General features: G+C 33.9%; 17 protein-coding genes and 1 pseudogene. 3 read left to right on the top strand and 15 right to left on the bottom strand.

The features are described from left to right. The 3 genes from VUJ46_RS14830 to VUJ46_RS14840 all read right to left on the bottom strand — a co-directional run bounded on the left by VUJ46_RS14830 (window position 1) and on the right by VUJ46_RS14840 (window position 3,656). Window positions 1-2,280, bottom strand: a complete 2,280-nt coding sequence (locus tag VUJ46_RS14830) for a TonB-dependent receptor (RefSeq protein WP_326981510.1) — start codon at window positions 2,278-2,280, stop codon at window positions 1-3. Window positions 2,281-2,557: 277 nt separating this feature from the next. Next, complete coding sequence (locus tag VUJ46_RS14835; protein WP_326981511.1) at window positions 2,558-2,902, bottom strand: hypothetical protein; 345 nt, start codon at window positions 2,900-2,902, stop codon at window positions 2,558-2,560. Window positions 2,903-2,918: 16 nt separating this feature from the next. Further along, entirely contained in the window at window positions 2,919-3,656 is a 738-nt protein-coding gene (locus VUJ46_RS14840; protein WP_326981512.1) for a glycine-rich domain-containing protein, read from the bottom strand. 116 nt (window positions 3,657-3,772) lie between these two features. Between VUJ46_RS14840 and VUJ46_RS14845 the strand changes: the two genes are divergently transcribed. After that, a complete protein-coding gene (locus VUJ46_RS14845; RefSeq protein WP_326981513.1) occupies window positions 3,773-4,669 on the top strand; it encodes a hypothetical protein in 897 nt (298 codons plus the stop codon). 85 nt (window positions 4,670-4,754) lie between these two features. On the opposite strand, the gene VUJ46_RS14850 is transcribed toward VUJ46_RS14845, so the two are convergent. From VUJ46_RS14850 to VUJ46_RS14895, 10 genes are all read right to left on the bottom strand, one after another. Continuing rightward, entirely contained in the window at window positions 4,755-5,498 is a 744-nt protein-coding gene (locus VUJ46_RS14850) for a LytR/AlgR family response regulator transcription factor (protein ID WP_326981514.1), read from the bottom strand. A gap of 57 nt (window positions 5,499-5,555) precedes the next feature. Beyond that, window positions 5,556-5,831: a 2TM domain-containing protein gene (locus VUJ46_RS14855; RefSeq protein ID WP_326981515.1), complete on the bottom strand. Its 276-nt coding sequence runs from the start codon at window positions 5,829-5,831 to the stop codon at window positions 5,556-5,558. A gap of 33 nt (window positions 5,832-5,864) precedes the next feature. Next, on the bottom strand, window positions 5,865-6,149 hold the full coding sequence (locus VUJ46_RS14860) for a 2TM domain-containing protein (protein ID WP_326981516.1): 285 nt from the start codon (window positions 6,147-6,149) through the stop codon (window positions 5,865-5,867). A gap of 6 nt (window positions 6,150-6,155) precedes the next feature. Then, on the bottom strand, window positions 6,156-6,470 hold the full coding sequence (locus VUJ46_RS14865; protein WP_326981517.1) for a 2TM domain-containing protein: 315 nt from the start codon (window positions 6,468-6,470) through the stop codon (window positions 6,156-6,158). A 15-nt stretch (window positions 6,471-6,485) separates the two neighbouring features. Continuing rightward, complete coding sequence (locus VUJ46_RS14870; protein ID WP_326981518.1) at window positions 6,486-6,779, bottom strand: 2TM domain-containing protein; 294 nt, start codon at window positions 6,777-6,779, stop codon at window positions 6,486-6,488. Window positions 6,780-6,944: 165 nt separating this feature from the next. Next, window positions 6,945-7,514 carry a methyltransferase family protein gene (locus tag VUJ46_RS14875; RefSeq protein WP_326981519.1) on the bottom strand — a complete coding sequence of 190 codons (570 nt, stop codon included), beginning with the start codon at window positions 7,512-7,514 and terminating at the stop codon, window positions 6,945-6,947. 154 nt (window positions 7,515-7,668) lie between these two features. After that, the gene (locus VUJ46_RS14880) at window positions 7,669-7,974 is read right to left on the bottom strand and encodes a 2TM domain-containing protein (protein ID WP_326981520.1); all 306 of its coding nucleotides are present in this window, start codon (window positions 7,972-7,974) and stop codon (window positions 7,669-7,671) included. A gap of 13 nt (window positions 7,975-7,987) precedes the next feature. Further along, window positions 7,988-9,205 (bottom strand): 2TM domain-containing protein, encoded by a 1,218-nt coding sequence (locus VUJ46_RS14885; protein WP_442784934.1) that lies wholly within the window; start codon window positions 9,203-9,205, stop codon window positions 7,988-7,990. Window positions 9,206-9,437: 232 nt separating this feature from the next. Continuing rightward, window positions 9,438-10,091 carry a hypothetical protein gene (locus VUJ46_RS14890; protein ID WP_326981522.1) on the bottom strand — a complete coding sequence of 218 codons (654 nt, stop codon included), beginning with the start codon at window positions 10,089-10,091 and terminating at the stop codon, window positions 9,438-9,440. A gap of 69 nt (window positions 10,092-10,160) precedes the next feature. After that, on the bottom strand, window positions 10,161-12,404 hold the full coding sequence (locus VUJ46_RS14895) for a TonB-dependent receptor (RefSeq protein WP_326981523.1): 2,244 nt from the start codon (window positions 12,402-12,404) through the stop codon (window positions 10,161-10,163). A 260-nt stretch (window positions 12,405-12,664) separates the two neighbouring features. On the opposite strand from VUJ46_RS14895, the gene VUJ46_RS14900 reads away from it, so the two are divergent. Beyond that, entirely contained in the window at window positions 12,665-13,168 is a 504-nt protein-coding gene (locus tag VUJ46_RS14900) for a superoxide dismutase family protein (RefSeq protein ID WP_326981524.1), read from the top strand. Between the two features lie 92 nt (window positions 13,169-13,260). On the opposite strand, the pseudogene VUJ46_RS14905 reads toward VUJ46_RS14900, so the two are convergent. Further along, window positions 13,261-14,279: pseudogene (locus VUJ46_RS14905) on the bottom strand (virulence RhuM family protein). A 106-nt stretch (window positions 14,280-14,385) separates the two neighbouring features. Next, a complete protein-coding gene (locus tag VUJ46_RS14910; protein ID WP_326981525.1) occupies window positions 14,386-16,515 on the bottom strand; it encodes a carboxy terminal-processing peptidase in 2,130 nt (709 codons plus the stop codon). Window positions 16,516-16,766: 251 nt separating this feature from the next. Between VUJ46_RS14910 and VUJ46_RS14915 the strand changes: the two genes are divergently transcribed. Next, complete coding sequence (locus VUJ46_RS14915; RefSeq protein WP_326981526.1) at window positions 16,767-16,994, top strand: hypothetical protein; 228 nt, start codon at window positions 16,767-16,769, stop codon at window positions 16,992-16,994. Window positions 16,995-17,151 lie beyond the last annotated feature (157 nt).

Here is a 17,151-nt window from a genome sequence, read left to right on the forward strand (position 1 = left end):
TTAAAATTTAAAATTAAGCCCAATACTTGGTAGTGATCTGAAAAGAACTTCTTGTACCACATTTATCTTTCCAGGATTTTTTTGATCAGCTTCAAAATTCAGCATATAAGGATTAGATCTTCCATAAACGTTGTATATCCCGAAAGTAAGTGCCGCTTTGAATCTTCCTGTATTTTTAAATTCATAAGTCGCATTCAGATCCAATCTGTGATACGCCGGCATACGACTGCTGTTTCTTTCACCATACTCAAGCATGGTTTGCCCGTCAAGATTGTATTTGGCAATAGGAAAAGTAGCTGCATTTCCTGTAGCGTAAACAAAAGCTCCGGAAAGCGTCCATCTTGGACTTAATTCGTAATTAGTTACAATAGAAAGGTTATGTGTTTTATCAAACGTAGAATTATACCAATCTCCGTTATTAATTCCGTTGATTTTTCTTTCAGATTTAGACAAACTATACGCCAGCCATCCGGTGAATTTACCACTTGTTTTTTTTGCCATAAATTCTAAACCATACGCTCTACCAATTCCGCCAAATAACAAATTATCCTGAAAATCGGCCTCATAAAGAGCATTATTTACATCTACTCCATCTTTATAATCTGCAATGTTTTTCATTTTACGATAATACACATCTGCACTTAGCTCATACCCTTTTTTAAATTTCTTTACATAGCCCAAATTTACCTGATCCGAAACCTGAGGTTTAGCCAGATTGATCCAAATATCATTCAGCTGAGTCCCATCGCCGGAGCTTAACGTCTGAATTCCCTGCGAATTTCTGCTATAACTTGCATTAAAACTGTTAGAATTATTAAGTTCATAAGTTGCCATTACACGAGGCTCGATAAACACATTCGTTTTCCCGATTTCCTGAAACTTCTCTTTACCTTTACTTTTAGATTGATAGGCCGATGCTCTCAATCCGTAATTAACTGATAATTTGTCCGTAATCTTATAATCATCATTAATATAAACCGCATTTTCCCACATCGATCTAGATGTATTCAGGAACGGAGATTCTATATCTTTAGAAATATTTTTGGTATCAAAATAATAGTTAGAAATCTGGAATCCGTATTTTAAAGAATGTTTTGGATTAATAAAATGCGTGAAATCCTGTTTCAGCATTAAATCTTTGATGTTAGGATTAACATCAAATTTAACTGTCGGCGCATCCAACGAAATTCTGTAATCATAATTACTGAAAATCAACGATGTTTTTGAGAATAATTTATCTGAAATAATGCTGTTCCAGCTTAAAGAACCTACTTTATTTCCCCAGTTATTTTGAGCATTATCAAACTTTATAACATCTCGACCCATGTATCCGGATAAGTAAATGCTATTGTTTTTATTGATCTGAAAATTCAGTTTTGCATTCAGATCATAGAAATACAGCTTATCCTGTGATGTTTTTTTCTGCTCGCTACCGTCTTCATTTTGGTTATCTCCCATATAAAGCTCCATAAAAGAACGTCTTGCAGACACAATAAATGAAGATTTTCCTTTTTGAATCGGCCCTTCCACACTCATTCTTGCACCGATCGTACTGATTCCCCCGTTCACGCCAAATTTTTGATTGTTACCATCTTTCATTTTCACATCCACCACAGAAGAAAGTCTGCCGCCATATTGCGACGGAATATTTCCTTTGTAAATGCTTACATCCTTCAAAACATCGCTGTTAAACGTGCTTAAAAAGCCTAATAAATGAGAATTATTGATCACAGGCGCTTCATCCAGCAAAATAAGGTTTTGATCGCCGTTTCCTCCTCTTACGCTAAACCCGGAATTCCCTTCCCTTGAAGTAATTCCCGGTAAAAACTGCATAGTTTTGATAATATCACGCTCACCTAAAAGCATCGGAATTTTAGAAAGCCCCTGAACATCCAAAACTTCAGCTCCCATTTTATTTCTCGCAGAAACCGTGTTGGATCTTTTTTTATTATTGATCACAACTTCCTTAATCGTGGTTTCATTGTCCTTGTAAAGATCCCAATCCATTCGTTTGGTGGCATCCAGGTGAACTTCTTTAGAAATTTCGTGGTGTTTGCTGTAATTAATGATCAAAGTATAATCATTTTCCGGTAACGAAAGAGAATAGAAGCCATATTCATTGGTTTTGATACTGATTTCCGGAACCTCTTTTACAGTGATTACCGCTCCGGAGATAAGCTCGCCCGAATCCTTATCTTTTACAACACCATTGATGGAATAAGTACTTTGAGCATAGGAAAAAACTGACAAAAAAATTGCCATCGTTGTTAAACGTATCATTTGTGTCTATATTTTTTATTGTGTGTGTTTTCGATGCAAATATAAAAACATTCACAAATAAAAATTTTGCACTAGTTCAATTTAAAAATAATACAGAAAAGAATATTTTCAAGAAATTTTATCTTTAAATATTAAAAATCAGTCTAAATATGGCTATTTTTTTAATTTAATTAATGACTTTAAATCAATTTATAGATTAAGCCATTCATAATCATATTATATTTTTAATAAATATTTAACATTTCATTTCTGTGAAACTTTTATTAAACAGATATATTTATTTTTTTTCTGAATTTTTAAAGATAAAAACAACTGCAACTATCGCTTCAAAAATAAGTATTACAGATAAATAACCTATAGGTTTTTCTAAAATGAAACCCTTTGTCCACTTAATTATTCCTAAAATGAATATCAACATCATAAAATAGATGGAAGTTTTTGAAAATTGCTCTTTGAAGTATTTTAAACTGAAAATTGAAGTATAAAATCCGAAAATAAGAACTAAATAAAAGGAAAGAAAATAAGGCCCTTTTAAAGAAATCGGATTTAATGAATGATGGTTTGCCATAAGCCATAGAAAACTGAACAAAACCGGAACGGTGTGAATGAGTATCTTTTTCATAATTTCTATTTTTGAATTAATCTCCGCCGCCGCATCCTCCACAACCTCCACCGCAACTGCTTCCGCAAGATGAACTGCTGCAACTTGATGAGCTCCCGCCACAACTTCCGGAAGAGCCATTGTCATTTTTATGGCGATCTTTATTATTATCTTCTCCGAAAATTTTGGAGATTAAAAATGCAATCACGAAAATAAAAGGTCCAGCTATTGAGATCACAGTCAATAAATTATCTATTCCATCTGAACAGGAACTTAAAATAAAGAATGCCGATAAGATTGCTAGAATTTTAAAACTATTGAGCCAGAATTTTTTACGTTTTGGCTGTTCTTTTTTAATTAACCAAATTTCGTGAGGCGGCTTTTGCTGAAAGATCTTTTCATAATTGCTAAGCGCTTCTGAAAACCAGTTTTTGTGTTTTTTGTTTTCATTCTCGCCTCCGTTTGAAGGATGATGATGAAGTTTTTGCTGTAAAATATTGGGGCAAAACTCTTCCCAGTAATTCTGCGTGTAGATAAGATGCATATGCCAGACTTTATCTACAATTTCGCTCGGTGAAGCTCCGTTGGGTAAAACACAGCAGAGATAAACGAATTTTTTATACTCTTCTATTGCTTTTGCTGTAAATTCTTCCGTCCAGTTTTCTTCTTTTGCTAATTTCTTTGAGAAAGGAAAATTGGCATTTGGTTGATCTAAAGAAAATTCCTGAAGCCTTTTCCAAAGCGGATCATTTTGTATTAAAAATTTTGTTTCCATTGTTTTAACTTTTAGTTTCTACTCAAATATCTTTTGATTTTAGAATATAAAAGTCTTGCAATAGTCTTTTTTAGTTTTAAAATAATCTTAAATTAGTCTTACAAAATTAAAATACAATGAAAAAAGAAGATATTCTACATTTAGAGAAGTTGATGAATTTCTTAAGCATGCATTTTTTAAAGAAAAACCATTGGGAAGATGTCTCAAAAACTGAATGGTCATATATTGTGGCAGAGCTTAATGATTTAATTATCAATGACAATTCAGAAAAGAACATAAAAAAAAAACCCGACGTATTAGGTTCCAATTATTTATATGAACATTTGATTATCAACAAATTAAAAAAGTATTATCAAAACGAAAATGCTGTTTTAAGTAAACCCAATTTAGCAAAATTAAGCTTGATTGTCAAAGTTTTAGGCTATTCCAATTACATCGATTTTATCAATTCGAATACGGAATCATTTAACTTTAATGATCTCAGAATTGAAATGAATAATGTGAAACAAAATACGGATTTACTCGACAAGCTAGTCGGTTGTTGGTATTCCTACAACAGAAATCTTCCTGAGAATCCTTTACAAGCGAAAGAAGACCGCATTTGGCGTTCGGCCACGGAAATCTATAAATCTGAAACTTCAGGCGAATATTTCATTGAAAGAAGCGGTGGCGACCGTCATAAGTATTTTGGGAAAGTAACTTCCTATTCCGACTATGTCTTTATCATCATGAACAGCAATACGTTCATTCGCCAGCGTCATTTTATTTCAAGGATAAAAGATATCAAGGAAAAGCTGAAAAATCCAGAATATAAGCTCCATGAGTTGCATTTTATAAGTACATGTATCAGTTTTAATCAAGAGCCTATCGCTCTTTTCGAGATCTTTCAGAAAGCAGACCGGAAAACATTCATTCCCGATTCTTTAAGTTTCCCGATCGACAGCGAAGAAATTCCAAAATCTATTCTAAAACAACTTGAAGATACAGAAGCTAACCGTATTGATTATAAGTAATTTGGTTGTTAGTTGTTAGTTGATAGTTTATAATTGATGAGAACTTTATAAGTCTATTATCTTTTCTCTATCATCTTTATTCAAATTAGCAAACCAACCAATCTTTAAAATCTTTCACACGATCCCGGCTGACTGTGATGTCTTCCTGTGGCTGAAAGGTAAGATCAACTTTATAATTGGGAGAAGTATGAATATTTTTAATATAATCTGAGTTAATGATGAATTGTCTATTCACACGGAAGAACTTTTTCTCGTCCAAGATATCTTCAAGCTCGTCCAGCGTAAAATCCGAAGGATACGTTCTTTCCGAAGTCTGAAGATAAACGATCTTGTTTTCGCTGAAAAAACAGCTTACCTCCTGTGTCTGAACAATTTTAAGATTATACCCGATTTTAACTAAAATTCTTGAAAGCGTAGATTTATCTTTTTTAATCAACTGTTTAATTTCCTTCGAACTCACCGAATTATCTGAAGGCAAAAAAGACTTGAATTTTTCAATCGCTCCCACCAGATCTTCATCTAAAATGGGTTTTAAAAGATAATCTATACTGTTCAGCTTAAAAGCTTTTAAAGTATACTGGTCAAAAGCGGTCGTATAAATGATGAAACCTTTGCTGGGCACTTTTTCAAAAATATCAAATGATAAACCGTCACCCAACACGATGTCCGAAAAAATAAGCTGCGGATGTTCATTTTCAGAGAACCACTGTATGCCCTCTTCCACCGATTCTATTTTCGCAACCACTTCTATTTCAGGAAATTCATTAAGCATTCTTTCCAATTTCCTTGAAGCCGGTTTTTCGTCTTCGATAATCACAGTTTTTATCATTGAATTCCTGATTTTTAGTTTAAATTTCGAATAAAATTAAGTAAAATTGATCAATTTTTAAAATTGAATCGGTTCTTTTGATTTCTGCATTTCCTCTTTCATCATTCTATTTTCCCATCCCGAATTTAAGATGAATAATTTTACGGCTTTCACCACTAAAACAATTGCCCAAATCGTTAAAATAAAAGATCCGTGAAATAGAGAAACATCAATTTTTCCATGTCTGAAAATATCTCTTCCGTAGATGATCGCAGCTACGATTCCGAACCAAAGAAGGTTTTTGTAAAATTTCTTTAGACTCTGTACTCTTTCCTGTGCCTGATAATAGTTCATTGTATTAATTTTTAACAGATTAGTGATAATTAATTAAAGTGATTTTAAATCTCCAAATTCATGATCCATTAATTCCTGAATTTTGCGGTTTTCCCATTTTCTTCCTGTAAAAACATAGATTGCATAGCTTAGAAGACTGACTGAAAAGCCTGATAAAGGAAACCAAAACCAATGAAATTCGGGCGTTTTAGTTAAATTAATAAAGATCAGATAGGGTGAAAGTAAAACACATCCAAAGAGCATGAAGTAAAAGTATTTTATTTCTTTCATCCTCCTTTTGGCCCGTCTGTATTTTAATTTTTGTAGATTATTTTCCATGGCAAATTACCTTTTGAAGTTTCTTTGATCTTCATTCATCAGCTCCTTGATCTTTCTGCTTTCCCAATTTCTGCCGAATAGAAAAGTCGGTAAAAAAATACTCATCCCATGTATCGCTACACCAACTCCCCATAGAGCAGGAAGTTCCAATAAATCCCAACTCCAGAATTTTTCATTTTGATCTAAATCCACAGCCTGTAAGCCGATAATAAACAGATTTACACACACATAAACTATTAAATGAATATAAAATCCTTTGATCTGTTTTACCTGTTTCTGAGCTTCCAGATAGTTCATTGTATTGTTTTGAAGAATTTCCATGAGGTTAGTTTTTAATTAAATTGATTTTGTATTTCTTCTCTCCTCCTCCATCAGTTGTTTGATTTTTTTCTCTTCCCAGTCTTTACCAATTCCGAAAGTACTGATTCCGTGCGCAGCCAATCCCATTCCCCATCCTAACATGGGCCAGAAGAACCATAAATGTCCCGGTGAAGTCAAAAGATTTAAGATAACCAAAAACGGGATTACCAGGCAATAAGAAGTAAGATTTCCGTAGAATCCTTTAATGTCCTTTACTCTCTTTGCTGCTTTTCTGTAAGCCTGATCTTCTTTGTTGATGTAAGTTTCCATAATTTTTATTTTTAAGATTGAGTTGTTTGTTTTTGTTGATACAAATGTAAGTCAGGAAAACCCCTCCAATCAATTTTATATTACTGAACCGTAGAATATGGATACCGAATGGTAAATATATTGTATTTTGTGGATGAGATTGATGTATCTTGATCATAATTTTGCTTAAAACACAAACGGAATCAGCTTTTTCGTCTGCTTTTTATACTGAATATATTCATCCCCAAATTGTTGAATCAGGGCATTTTCTTCCGTTTTAATTCGGTCAATAATCATCAAAAACATTGGAGTAAACGCTAAAAGAAGAGAAATCCAGTTATTCAGATACAAACCGGAACCTATTAAACCCAATAAAACGCCTGTGTAAGAAGGATGTCTTACCAACGCATAAAAGCCATGTCTGATAAGTTGATGATCTTTTTTAATGGCGAGTTCCACCGTAAAATATTTACCCAAAAAACGGATGACTGAAAGCCTTAAAATAATTCCTGAAATAAGAAATAAAACGCCTAAAATATGAATCCACTCAAAATTTAAAATGGGTAAATAAGAATAATAAGCAACAAAGATTGGTGTGAAGAAGCAAAAGGTAAAAAGAATCCAAATTTTAGTCAAATTCATTCGAATTTTCACTTTTTGATCGGTTTTTCCAGCTTTTAGCTTTAAAGAATAATAAATTTCTGAGCAAAACCAGAAAATCATCAGCGTATAGTATACGATTTCTAAAGTATTCATGCGTGTTAGTTTTTGCGATTTGTGTAAAACATCATCATTAAAAACAACTTCATTTAATACAGTCAACAAATATAAAAGGAAAACAGAATACGTAAACGATTATTTAAAAAATCAATAAAAAAAAACCTGACCTATTACGATCAGGATCAATATTTTATTGCCTATTTTCTTTGTCCATCAATTCTTTTATTTTTTTCTCTTCCCAATTGTTACCCAGAATAAATCCGGAGAAAAAAACATTCATTCCGTAGCAGATTAAACCAACTCCCCAAAAGAAAGGCAGTGAGAAATATTTTAACTGCCAAATACTTTCTCCTCCTTTTAATCCTGAATAATTCAGATAAAGAATAAAAAGATTGACAGCGAAATAAACAAAAGTAAAAACATAAAAGCTCTTTATTTTTTTCACTCTCCGCGCAGCTGCTTTGTAGCGGATTTCGTTTTCATTAGTATTTTCCATCTTGATGTATTTTTTATTGCCTGTTTTGTTTTTCTAATATTTCTCTGATTTTTCTTTCTTCCCAGTTTTTCCCAATGGCAAAAACACTCATTCCGTGCGCTGCTAAGCCAATTCCCCAGCCTAACATTGGAAAAATAAACCAGATATTTCTTGGGCTTGTGGCAAGATTAATGATAATCAATGCAGGGATTACTACACAATAAGAAATCAGGTTTCCGTAGAAACTTTTGATTTCTTTTACTCTTTTCTGAGCTCTCTCATATGCTTTATCCTGATCTTCAGTTTTTATACTGACAATATTGGGTTTACTTTCTAATATCGGAAGTTTTACTTTAAAATAATCTTCAGATTTTTCAATGAAAACATTCCTTTTCGTAAGCAGCGCATAACGTTGAACAATATTCGCCAAACCAATTCCTGAGCTTTCTTTTATCTGCTCCCGAACCTGTAGATTATTCTCTATGCAAAGTGTATTATTTTCAGAATAAATTGTAATCATTAAAGGCTTTGAAGAAGTCGCAAAATTATGCTTGATACAGTTCTCTAACAACAACTGCAATGAAAGCGGAACCACAAATTCCCGAAAATCTTCTTTTCTGACATCAAAAACAAAATCTACACTGTCTTCAAATCTTGTTTTAAGCAAATCACAATAGGTTTTAGCAAATTCGAGTTCATCTTCAACGGTGACCAATTCTTTATCTTTCTGTTCCAAAACATATCGGTAAATCTTTGACATTGAGGCCGTAAACTTCTGCGCCTGTTTTGGATTTTCGTCAATTAATGAACTTAAAACATTCAATGAATTAAAAAGAAAATGCGGATCCAGCTGATTTTTAAGACTTTCAAACTGTGCATTGGCAGATTTCGCAATCAATTTCTGCTCTACCACTTCTTTTTTCGACGTCTTTTTCAGTTCTTCCATGAAACCTCTTGCATGGAGAAAAGCAGAGATTAAAAGTGCAATATTAATCGTAAACCAGTTGATAAAATTATACTTCCCCGAAAAATATTCCTGAGTGGTTGCTCCTCGCTGAATAAGTACAAAGTTTACATAATTGCAGAAATAGACCAGAATAATATTGGCAATTAATATTGAAATAATACTTATAACAGCTCTTTTAGTAGTTGCCTCAGACCAGGGAAATTTTTTATTCAGAAACTCGTTCAAAAAACCATTTCCAAGTCCCAGAAAAAAAGAATACATAAAGGAAACTAGTACTGTCAGCATAAAATTCTCTAGGGATTTCTGCTCTGTAAATACCAAAAAGAAAAACATAGAGGTACCCAGCGATACCCAAAATAAGGGAATTAAATTCTTACGTTTCATGATTGATTTTCTTGGTTCAAAATTAGTTTAAAATAAAAGTATTAAAAATAAATGTTTACTGAACAGTCAATTTTCAAGTCTGAATGGTACAAATAAACCTTCGCTTTTGGAAGGTTTATTTATTATTTAAAGATTATTTTGTAGAGCCCTGACTCAGGAAATATTCTGCTTCTGCTTTCCCCCAATTCGGATCCAGCGATGTTTTTGGTTTAAAAGCATTGAATTTATCCAACGCTGTTTTAAACTGTTCCAGACCCTTTACCTTGCTTCCTCCATATTGCTCAGGAGTGAAATAGGTGTCTTCCGCTTTAATCAAAAACACTCTTGGATTGGTCGGATCCAGCTTTTCGGCAGTTTTCAATTCCTCAATCGCCTTCGCGCCATCCGTCATGTATCTTTCGGCAGGATTTTCCATCATTCTTAGAGAATAAGCCATTTTTTTAAGCAAATGAATCTCAGAATTGTTATTTCCGGCAATTTTTTCAGCCTGATCTAAATAATTAAAAGCAGCATTTGCCTGAGCAGAAAGTTCGGTCATTTTGCCTTCCCTCATCAAAAGTCTGCCTTTCTGAATATAGGAAAATGCGGCGTAATAAGAAGGCAGCCATTGCGTCGTTTCTTTCTTGGCAACTCGGTCGAAATCGTTGGCTAATGCCTGAAATTCATCGGTGGTTTTACACGCTTCCAGTTTAGTCATTTTTTCAGCCATTACTTTTTCGTAATTAGACTGAGCAAAAGCCGTTAAACTCATCAAACCTAAAGCAAAAGTTAAGAAATATTTTTTCATTTTTTCTAATTTTTTAACGTTGATATTGGATTAAATAAAGATCAATTTTTAGTGGAATAAAATCTGTTTTTATAAATTATTATTGATAGCATCTTCGGTTTTATCTACTCCAAAGCTGATGAATGCGCCGACAAAGACAAAGGTATTCACAGGTGGAACCACGGCAGCACTTCTCATTCCGTTTTGAGAAAAATTGTAGCCGTAGATATTTTTTGATCCTAAAATATTGGAAACACTCAAGACAAAAATGGTAAATGCTTTGGCATCTTTTTTTCCTAAATTGGGCAAATAATTCAGACTGAAATTCAAGGCATTATAATCTTTTAAATGACCTTCATTTCGGGTGAAATTAATGACTTTATCACTTTCTGTTTTTGTTGCAATATCGTAATAAGGTCTGCCTTTTGCGTACGTGTATGAAAGATTTACACCTAATTTCCATTCAGGGATGAAACGTTTGGCAACGGCAGAAAGGGTATGATTAGAAGCAAAATTAGGCTGCAAACTCATCGGATAATTCATAAAATCACGCTTAGAATCCAAATAAGAATAACTGAGCCAGTAATCGATATCTTTAAATGTCTTTTTATCTCTCCAGAACAATTCCAGCCCTTTTGCATAACCGAATCCGGCATTATTTAACGCAGACTGAACCTGCTGATTTTGATTTTCCTGAGGATTGATGGTGAATGTTTTAATCAGCTGATCATATTTTTTATAAAATGCTTCCAGCCTCAAACTTCTACCTTCGGAACTTCTCTGAATCTGAAAAATATAATGTTGAGATTGCTGAAAATCTAAATTTGAAGGCCCGTTGATATATTTACTTTCAGGATTTTGATAAAATAATCCATACGCAAAAGAAGTCGTCCAGTCTTTCGCCAAGCGATAAGCCAAGGCAAAACGCGGAGCAATATTACTTTTATCTAAGTAAGAAGAATGTTCAGCCCTCGCTCCTATTTTTGCTGAAAAACGATTGCTGAACCCAAGATCTGTTTCCACGAAAACGGCAGAAATCAAATCCTGATAATGTTTATTGACTTGCTGAAAATCAAGCTTTTCATCGGTATTATTGAATTCAAAACCACCACGAATAGCGCTGATCTTGTTCACCTTTCTTTCTAAAACCGCTTTGAAATTCAGATAATTGCCATCATTTAACAGTTGGGATTTTTCACCTTCTGTTTCATTTTTTTCTGTGGAGAAATTCAAATCGGATTGATTGTAAGAATAAGAGGCTCCGGCATTGAATAGATATTTCCCGAATTTTTGCTTAAATGATAAATTATGATAGGTATTTTTACCTTTTAACCTGATCAGATTAAACGCATTATCCTCTTCAAGACTTTGCGTTTTCACCCCCATTTTGTTGGAATTATACATTCCGTAATATTTGAAAAAACCACCTGATTTCGTTTTGATCCTGAAATTAAAATCTCCATTCAGACCTTGGGGAGCATCCATAAAATCGGTATTAAAAGGAATAACTTTCTGCATTAAGCTCAACAAAGAATATCCTAAAGTGGCTCCGTAAGAATGATTTTTATTTTCACTCAACTTTTGAAAACCGGCACTTAAAAAGATTGGAGAAATCCCGAAATCATAAGAACTTTGATCCGGTAAATCTACACTTTCCAACATCAGAGCGCCCGAAAGTGCCTGACCGTACAAGGCAGAATAGCCGCCACTTGAAAAAATATTGCCTTTAAAAAGTGAGGTGTTAAATCTGTCTCGCCCCGCAATTCCGGGAATAGAATTGGAAAAATAATTATTGATTAAGCTTCCATCCATAAAAATTTTGGATTCTGTTCCGGTTCCACCGCGGATGAACAAACCTTCTGTTTCGCCGACTTTCTGCACGCCGGGAAGATAGTTTAAAGCCGAAGAAATCTGTCCGTCTGCACCAGCCGTGGTATAAATATCGATAGGCGTTAAAAGTGCCGTGGCGCGCTTTTTATCACTAGCTTCAATAGAACCCGCCGAAACCACGACCGCATCAATTTCATTTATTTGTTCTTTCAGATCGGCATTTACAGAAATATCCTGATTTTCAATGAAAATTGATTTTTCTGTTTCTATGTATTTTGGATGAGTAAAAATAAGCTGATGGTTTCCTTTTTCTGAGGTTTCAAAAGAGAAGTTTCCGCCGGCGTCAGTTGTTGCGCCATCATAGGTATCTTTCAGCGTAACATTGACTTCGCTAATGCCTTTATTTCTAAAACTGACTTTCCCTGAAATTTTGGTCTGGGCAAAATTCAGACTAAAAATAAAGAAAGCGATCAAAAGCAGAAATTGTTGTCCTTGAGTTTTCATGGGGTTTAATTTTCGATTCAAAATTATATCTAAAATGTGCTTCTGCTTAATTTTTCTGACCGAAGGGTTATTTTTCAGTTCTGAACGGTTATCGTTTTTTACAATTCATTTTGACACCCGCAATGGTTGTGTAATCAGACCTAAATGAGTTTTAATAAAGCTGTTTTTTATTCCTGTTCAGAAAAAACGACCCGAATCATAAAGCGTTTCGGAAAATCTTTTTTAAATTTAACCTAAAATCATTTTAAATCATTAAAAAAATGAAAGGAAAAACATTAGCATTATTAGCGGGATGTACACTTTTTGCCGTTTCTTGCGGAACAACAAATACGTACCAGATCCTATCTAAAAGCGACACCCAAACCGGAGGAACGGCAAAGTTTACTCAAAAAGGAGATGAAGTGATCATGAAATTGGATGTAACCAATCTAACTCCGGGAATCCACGCCGTACACATCCACGAAAAAGGAGACTGTTCAGCAGCTGACGGAACTTCTACAGGAGGACACTGGAATCCATCGAAAAACGATCATGGAAAATGGGGTGCTGAGCATTTCCACATGGGAGATATCGGAAACCTTGTCGCCAATCAAGACGGTGTTGCTACGTTGACATTTAAAACTAATAAATGGTGTCTTGGATGTACAGATGAGTCTAAAAACATCATCGGAAAAGGGCTTATCGTACACGCTGCTGCAGACGATTTCCATACGCAACCAACGGGTAACGCCGGAGGAAGAGTGGGATGTGTTGAGATTAAATAATCTTACGATTTTGCATAAAAAAACCGCTGATTTTTTTTATTAGCGGTTTTTTAAGTTATTAACAATCATATTTTTGCCATACTTCCTTCCGATTATTCAGGTAATTTACCTTTTATATCCTCTACAATTTTATCAAAATCAGATTTATATTCTCTGTCCTGAATGATTCTGAATTTTTCATATTCATTTTCTGCCAATTGCCTGGCTATAGATGCGGAGACTTTTCCTAAGTCTTTTAAAACCTCATATTCATTGAATGAAAGAAAACCGTCAAGCTTCACAATCCAATTAGACATTTTCATTTGTTTATGCCTTCTTGCCATATTTTCAGCAAAATCAAGATACATGGTGACCACTCTGTTCAATTCTATAATCTCTTCTTCATTCAAATAATTTTTAGCAATAGAAATATCTGTTTTTAGTATTTTCCCATTCTTTTTGTCATTCTTCCAAGACGTTAATCCCATATTGGGTCTATTTGAATCGGCTCTTAATTGAATGAGTTCAGCCGCAGTATGTCTGTGAATAGCCCAATGAAGTTTATTTTGAACTGTTGCATAAAATTCTTTTGTAACAGGAGAATGAATATCATAATCGATAGACGTGGAATAAATATCTGTAATCTTCTGATAAAAAAGTCTTTCACTTGCCCGAATTTCACGAATTCAGCAAAATAGTCTTTCCCAAATAGCTGATTGCCTTGCTTCAATCTCTCATCATCCAGTACAAATCCTTTAATTAAATATTCCCTTAAAACCGATGTTGCCCACTTTCTGAATTGGGTTGCCCGAAGAGAATTTACCCGATAACCTATTGAAATAATAACATCTAGATTATAAAATTCTATATTTCTTTGAACATCTCTCTTTCCTTCTTTTTGAACCGTCAAAATTTCTTTGACAGTTGAATCTCTATTAAGTTCTCCTTCTCTAAAAATATTGTTGAGATGATAACTTACAGTTTGCTTCGAAGTACTTAAAATTTCAGCTATAGAATTTTGTGAAGCCCATATCGTTTCACTTTCATTATCAATAATGACCTGTACATTTACTTTACCGTCCTCAGCCTGATAAAATAAAAAATCAGAAAAATTGTCTTTGTTATTTTCCATCGTTTGTCTTTTATTTAATCATTAAATGTAAAGAATTTATTGAAATAAAATGGCGAAAAAAAACCGCCAAATTTTCATTTAGCGGCTCTATTTCGTTCTTATTTTTCTAAGATTTTGCACCCATGTCTGCAACGATATTCATTGCTTCCTGAAGGTATGGGTCTTTCTTAAGACCTTTCACCCAGATTTCAGATTTTTTCTTGAATGCTTCGTCTTTTTTCTCTCTTTCAACCTCTGCCGGATACATGATAAACTGAAGGCCGTTTTCGAATTTACTCAACGCTTTGAATTTCTCGATCTGCGCTTTTCTTTCTTTCATTACCTGATTGAATTTATTGATATTCAATGTAATGCTTTCTTCTTTATCTAATTTTTCTCTCCACTGGGCAGATTCTAATAACAACTGATAATTTTTATTATTAGCCATTCTCGCTGCACTTGCTTTTTCAAGCGCTACCGCATTGAAAATATTTAATTTATCAAATTTTGAAGAAGGAATTTTATCCCAAGCCAATGCAAAATCATCATATCTCTCTCCGATTTCAGCATAAGTAAAGAAGTCTTTCATCTGAATATCAGACACAATTCCTTTTCTCTGGTTAGACTCTCCCGTTACTCTATAGAACTTCTGAATGGTAAGTTTTAAAGATCCGAAATCATCTTCTGTATTTAAGAATCTGTTCAGATCCACAAAAGTCTGAACCGTTCCTTTTCCGAAAGACTGTGGTGATCCGATAATCATCGCTCTTCCATAATCCTGCATTGCACCAGCCAGGATCTCAGAAGCCGAAGCCGAAAGTTCGTTTTGCATAATCACCAACGGACCAGTCCAAATCGGAGTTTCCTGCTTGTTTTTTAACGTTTGAATCTTTCCGTTTCCGTCTTTTACCTGAACATAAGGCCCTGCATTCATGAATAATCCCATGATGTCACCCACTTCCGTTAATGAACCACCACCGTTATTTCTAAGGTCTAAAACAATCCCTTCGATATTTTGAGATTTAAGCTTAATGACCTCATTTTTAATATCATCTGAGGCATTTCTTCCGTTAGGATTCTCAAAATCTGCGTTAAAGCTTGGTAAATTAATGAAACCATATTTTTTACCGTTCGGAGAGTTTACCACAATACTTCTCGCGAAAGTATCTTCAATAGCAACCTCTTCACGAATCATCGTAACGTCCTTTATTGTTCCGTCTTTTTTCTGAACCGTTAAAGTAACCGGTGTTCCTTTTTCACCTCTGATTAAACGTACCGCCTCATCAGAAAGCATTCCCACAACGTTTACTGCATCTTCTTTCGGTTTAGATTTTACCTTCAAAATCTTATCACCTTCTGAAAGCTGCTTGGACTTCCATGCCGGAGCCCCAATCGTTAAAGCCCCCAGGAAAAGATTTCCTTTTTTCTCCTGAATAATAGCTCCGATCCCGATCACTTTCCCAACGAATTGAGTATCAAAATCTTCTTTATCTTTTGGAGAATAATAGTTGGTATGCGGATCGAAAACTTCTGTGTAAGAATTCATATACACCGTGAACCAGTCCATTTTTTTTCTCTTTTTAAATCTTGTAAATGTTTCTTTTACAAGATCTTTCACTTCATCAGTCGCTTTTTTAATCTTCTGATCCGGGGATAGAGGCTGATATTTAATTGTATCCTTTAACTTAAATTTCTGAACAGAATCTTTCTTGATCTTTTGAGCTTCCTCTTTACTGTTCATAGACTCCACTTCCTGAAGAATATTGTACTTGATAAATTTTTTCCACTCGTTGTACTGCTCCTGCTTGTTGGCAGGGATTTTTTTCAACTTAGGTTCAAGAGTTAATGTTTCATCTTCCTCCAAATTAATCGGTTTACTGAAAATATCCTGAGTAATCTTATCGATTTCATCCACTCTTTGGTACAATCTGTCAACAGTAAGCTTGTAAAAAGTAAGATCTCCCAGATTCAGATAATCATCAAGCTTCGTTGCATGCTTGCCGAATTCATCCATATCAGACTGAAGGAAGTATCTTTTGGCCGGATCCACCATCTCAAAATAATGCTTATACACGTCTTTCGAGTAGGCATCATTGATTGGCTTCGGACTATAATGTAGATAAGAAAGTGTATTCTTTACGCTCACCATTATCGTCTGCATCTTTTCGTCATCATTCTTTGGCGAGTTGAAACAAAACATTAGACTTGTTAATGGAATTAGGAGTAAAAATTTATTTAGCTTGAAATTTTTCCACATAAATCTGTAATGTATTTTTATTATTTTCTTAAAAGTATTTTAATTAGTAGTAATTTTTAATTTACTGTTACAAACTATCAAATTTAATACCTTATTTACAAATATCAGGTACTTTTAAGATTTTTTATTAAAAGAAGTTTTATGTTATCCACTCGCTAAAATGCAAGCCTTGAAAAATGCCATAATTTTCTTAAAAAAAATAAAAATGGTATGGTTTATTCATTACCGAAAATAATTATAAACATCAGATCATGAACTTCACAGAAGCAAAAAAATACAAAAAGAATGCGGTGAAAAACGCCGATGAATATGTTTTAAAAAACTTTCATGTCATCATAGCTCCTCTTAAAACAGATGAAAGCGCGAAATACATTGAAGATTTTTTAAAGAAACCCCAATCATTTAATGACGAAAGTTGTAAGGACTACTGCTCAAATAACGAGTATGAAGTGGTAAGTTTTCAAAAAGAAAAAGAATAATTGGTATTTTTTCGGAGTCATGATTATAACTAACTTTTTACTAAAAACAGAAAATCCGCTCCTTTCATCCGAAGGATGATATTACAACGTGGTCAAAATTTCAGGAGATTTTATCCTTTGGTTATTTAGACTTATGTGCTCTTTTAATTAAACAAAA

This window comes from Chryseobacterium sp. MYb264 (genome assembly GCF_035974275.1).
GTDB lineage: Bacteria > Bacteroidota > Bacteroidia > Flavobacteriales > Weeksellaceae > Chryseobacterium.